The 3,675-nt window shown below is 65.6% G+C and carries 4 protein-coding genes and 1 tRNA gene; 3 read left to right on the top strand and 2 right to left on the bottom strand.

Annotated elements, in window-relative coordinates; all coding sequences use genetic code 11:
* Window positions 1-358 precede the first annotated feature (358 nt).
* From F6Q13_RS16905 to F6Q13_RS16895, 3 genes are all read left to right on the top strand, one after another.
* Entirely contained in the window at window positions 359-1,567 is a 1,209-nt protein-coding gene (locus tag F6Q13_RS16905) for an FAD-dependent oxidoreductase (protein WP_293059014.1), read from the top strand.
* Window positions 1,568-1,786: 219 nt separating this feature from the next.
* Entirely contained in the window at window positions 1,787-2,023 is a 237-nt protein-coding gene (locus tag F6Q13_RS16900) for a hypothetical protein (protein WP_293059011.1), read from the top strand.
* Window positions 1,977-2,417: a PIN domain-containing protein gene (locus tag F6Q13_RS16895; RefSeq protein WP_293059008.1), complete on the top strand. Its 441-nt coding sequence runs from the start codon at window positions 1,977-1,979 to the stop codon at window positions 2,415-2,417. The genes F6Q13_RS16900 and F6Q13_RS16895 overlap by 47 nt, the downstream gene beginning before the upstream one ends.
* Before the next feature lie 71 nt (window positions 2,418-2,488).
* On the opposite strand, the gene F6Q13_RS16890 is transcribed toward F6Q13_RS16895, so the two are convergent.
* Together F6Q13_RS16890 and F6Q13_RS16885 are read right to left on the bottom strand one after the other, a co-directional pair.
* A tRNA-Met gene (locus F6Q13_RS16890) sits at window positions 2,489-2,562 on the bottom strand.
* A gap of 80 nt (window positions 2,563-2,642) precedes the next feature.
* The gene (locus F6Q13_RS16885) at window positions 2,643-3,614 is read right to left on the bottom strand and encodes an aldo/keto reductase (RefSeq protein WP_293059005.1); all 972 of its coding nucleotides are present in this window, start codon (window positions 3,612-3,614) and stop codon (window positions 2,643-2,645) included.
* Window positions 3,615-3,675 lie beyond the last annotated feature (61 nt).

The following is a 3,675-nucleotide window of genomic DNA, read 5'->3' as shown; positions in this document are numbered from 1 at the left end:
AACTCGTCGTCAGCAGATGTGCGCAGCCGCGCGGTGATCGCCACCCCAGTTGGGGAGGCGACCGGTTTGACCCCACGCCACCCGCGCAACCTCCCGGCGGTCATACCGCCACATTCTCCTCGACAAGTCCGACAATCCGCTCATCCAACACTGACCAACAAAACCGCCAGCTGCTCTCAACCCGTGCCCGGCGCCGCCGCACCGAAAGCCGACGCCGGCCGCTGCACGCCGTGTCGGCTTTATGGCCGATATCCCCACCCGGGGAAGGACTTATGGCCCTCATCGAATGGATCCGCAGATGACATCCTGGCAGAGCATTTCGGGATCAGTTTGAATGCCGATCCGAGTGGAGGGACATATGCGCAAAAAGATTGTGGTGCTCGGAAGTAACTTCGGTGGATTGACCGCAGCTATCGCTGTCAAACACGACTTAGCGGGCGATGTCGACGTGACGGTGATCTCTCCGTCGGATCGGTTCGTGTTCAACCCGTCGCTGATCTGGCTGCCGTTTGGCAAACGCTCCGCTGACGACATCACTTTCCCCGTCGCGCCGACATTCGAGGAGCACGGGGTGGACTTCGTGCATGCCCCGGCCACCGAGCTGGAGCTTGCGCAGAATCGCGTCCTGACCACTCAGGGCCCCTACAGCTACGACTATCTGGTCATCGCCACCGGCTACCAGAACAAATACGACGTCGTTCCCGGTCTGGGACCCGGTGGCAACGCGTACAACATCACCAGCCTTCAAGACGCCATCGAGGCCGGTGAGGGCTGGCGGAAATTCCTGGAGAAACCCGGGCCGGTGGTGGTCGGCGCCACCCAGGGCGCCGGTTGTTTCGGTGCCGCTTATGAATATCTGTTCAACGTCAGTCATCAGTTGCGCAAAAACAAGATCAAAAGTCGGGTGCCGATGACGTTTATCTCGCCGGAGCCGATGCTCGGGCATTTCGGGATCGGCGGGTTGAAACACGGCGAATCATTGCTGGAGATGTTTGTCAAGAAGGAGAAGATCGACACGCGCGTGAACGTGTCGGTCGACCATGTCGACGAGGGCCGCGTCGTGCTCAAGGACGGTGCGAGCATCGACTTCGCGTACGCCATGCTGATCCCGCCGTTCATCGGCCAGGACGTGATCGCCAAGGCGGTCGAGATCAGCGACGAGAAGGGTTATGTGAAGGTGCGCGACACTTACCAGACCGAGGCGTACGACAACGTCTACGCCGTCGGAATCGCCGCCGCCGTGGCCGTACCGTGGACCACCGCCAACCCCGTCGGCGTCCCCAAGACAGGGTTTCCCACCGAACAGCAGGCCCACATCGCCGCCAAAAACATCGGCCACCAGGTGCGCGGCGAACAGCCCACCGAGCATAAAGAGTTCGGCGACATCAAGGCGGTGTGCGTGATGGACGCCGGCAACAACGGCGTCGTCATGCTCGCCGACCACATGTTGCCCGCGAAGCGCAAGCACAGTGTGATGATCCCGGGTCCACAGGCCCACCTGATGAAGCTGGCCTTCGAGAAGTACTTCATCTGGAAGGTCAAGAACGGACACGTCGCACTGCCCTGACCCCGCTTGCAGGGATGGCTACAGCGATCCCTTGGCTGCCACCCACTCGGTGGCCTGGCCGGTCACGGCGGCGACTGTGCCCGCGGCAGCCACGCCCGCGGACGGTCGAGTATCACGAATCCGTGCGTATCGATCTCTTCGGTAGCAGACGCCGGCTTCGCAAAGCCATGGCAGCCGGTCCACGCCGGAGCCGGGCCCCTAGTGGGCTATAGTCAGCACATGCGACTGCACATTACCGTCGATGACGAGCTCGTTGCCGAACTCGACCGACGGGCCGGACGCAGGCGACGCAGCGCCTTCATCGCAGAATTGATCCGGCGCGGACTCGATGACGAGCGGCGATGGGACGATATCGAGGCAGCGCTCGGGGCTATTCCCGACGGGGGCCACGAATGGGATGACGATCCCGGTGAATGGGTCCGCCGCCAACGCTCCGACCGGCGTCGCGTCGGCTGACGTGGCGCGGATCCTGCTCGACTCGACCGTCCTCATCGACGCGCTCCGCGGCCGTCCGGCGGGCGAGCGCCTACGCGCTCTGCGCCGCCACGGTGACGAACCCTGGACCTGCGCGATCTCGATCGAGGAGATCTGGCGCGGACTGCTTCCCGGCGAAGAAGCCCCAGCACAACGGCTGGTGCACGGCTTGCGGTGTGCACCGTTGGGCCCATCCGAAGGAATCCGCGCCGGACGATGGCGCCGCCAGTTCGCCGGACGAGGCATTACCCTGCACCAGGCCGACTGCCTGATCGCCGCGGCCGCCGCCGGTATCGATGCTCGCCTGGCGACGGGCAATCCCGCCGACTTCCCCATGGGCGACATCACAGTAGAGCACTGGCCTGTCGGGCGCTGAAGCGTATGCGCTCACGGCAGCCTGGGCCACTGCTTGCTGCCGTTCGGCACGGTAAGAACCGTTTACTTTAGTAGCGGGGACAGGATTTGAACCTGCGACCTCTGGGTTATGAGCCCAGCGAGCTACCGAGCTGCTCCACCCCGCGCCGGTGTCTTCTAAGGCTACCGAACCCGCGCCGGGCAGCCAAATCGCCGCCTGTGCGGCTGGCGCCGCGGCCGACCTCGCTCAGTGCGGCAGCAGCCGCTCGCGGAGGGTGTCGACAAGGAAACGCCGCACCGGCTCCGGCCGGAAGGCGCGGGCCGCGTCGGTCAGCGCGTCGCGGGACTGTGGGCTCAAGTCGATGTCGGCGGCGGCGACGTTGAACTCGAGCTGCTCGACGCTCGACGCCCCGGGAATGGCGACCACCCCCGGCAAGCTGACCAGCCACGCCAGCGCCACCTGTGCGGGTTTGGCGTCGACCTCTGCGGCAACGTCGCGCAGCGTCTGCAGCAGCGGCTCGATGCGGCGCAGGTTCTCGGTGCCGAACAGCGGATTGGCCGCGCGGATGCCGCCGGGGCGGTTGCCGACGCCGTACTTGCCGCCCAGCAGTCCCTGGGCCAGCGGACTATAGGCGATCACGACGCGGTTCTCGCGCTCGGCGAACGGGACGAGGTCCTCGAGCGGCCCAGGGTGGGCGAGCGAGAAGTGCACCTGGTTGCTGATCACCGGGCGCCCGAGCGCGGCATCGGCCTTCTGCCAGCGCGCCAGCGAATAGTTCGACACCCCGGCCGCGCCGATGGTTCCGCTGTCGAGCAACTCGCGCATCCCGGGCATGATCACTGAGTCGGGAACCACCGGGTTGGGCTGGTGGATCTGGTAGAGCGGGATGCGGTCGAGCTGCAGCCGCCGCGCGCTGGCGCGCGCACGCTGTTTGACGACCGGCGGAAACGGCACGATCGGCATAATCTTGCTGGCCACCGCGACTTCGCTGCGCCGCTCGCCCAGCGCCTCGCCGAGAATCCGCTCGCTGCGGCCGAAGCCGTAGATCTCGGCCGTGTCGAACAGGGTGACGCCCAGATCCAGCGCACGCTGGACGATCTGGTGCGCGGCACCGGCCGCGTACTGATCGCCGTAGCCCCATTCGAGTGAGCCGAATTGCCACGTGCCCAGCCCTATCCGGCTGACCCGGCCGATCCCGTCGACATCGAGATAGCGCATTGGTAGTCAGGGGCGCGGTGTCCGCAGAGCGAACCCGTTTCCCCATCCCCCTTTCAATCCG

Source organism: Mycobacterium sp. (assembly GCF_008709575.1).
Taxonomy (GTDB): Bacteria; Actinomycetota; Actinomycetes; order Mycobacteriales; family Mycobacteriaceae; genus Mycobacterium.
The sequence above is the reverse complement of the archived record's forward strand: the minus strand, read 5'-3'. Positions and strand labels throughout refer to the sequence as shown.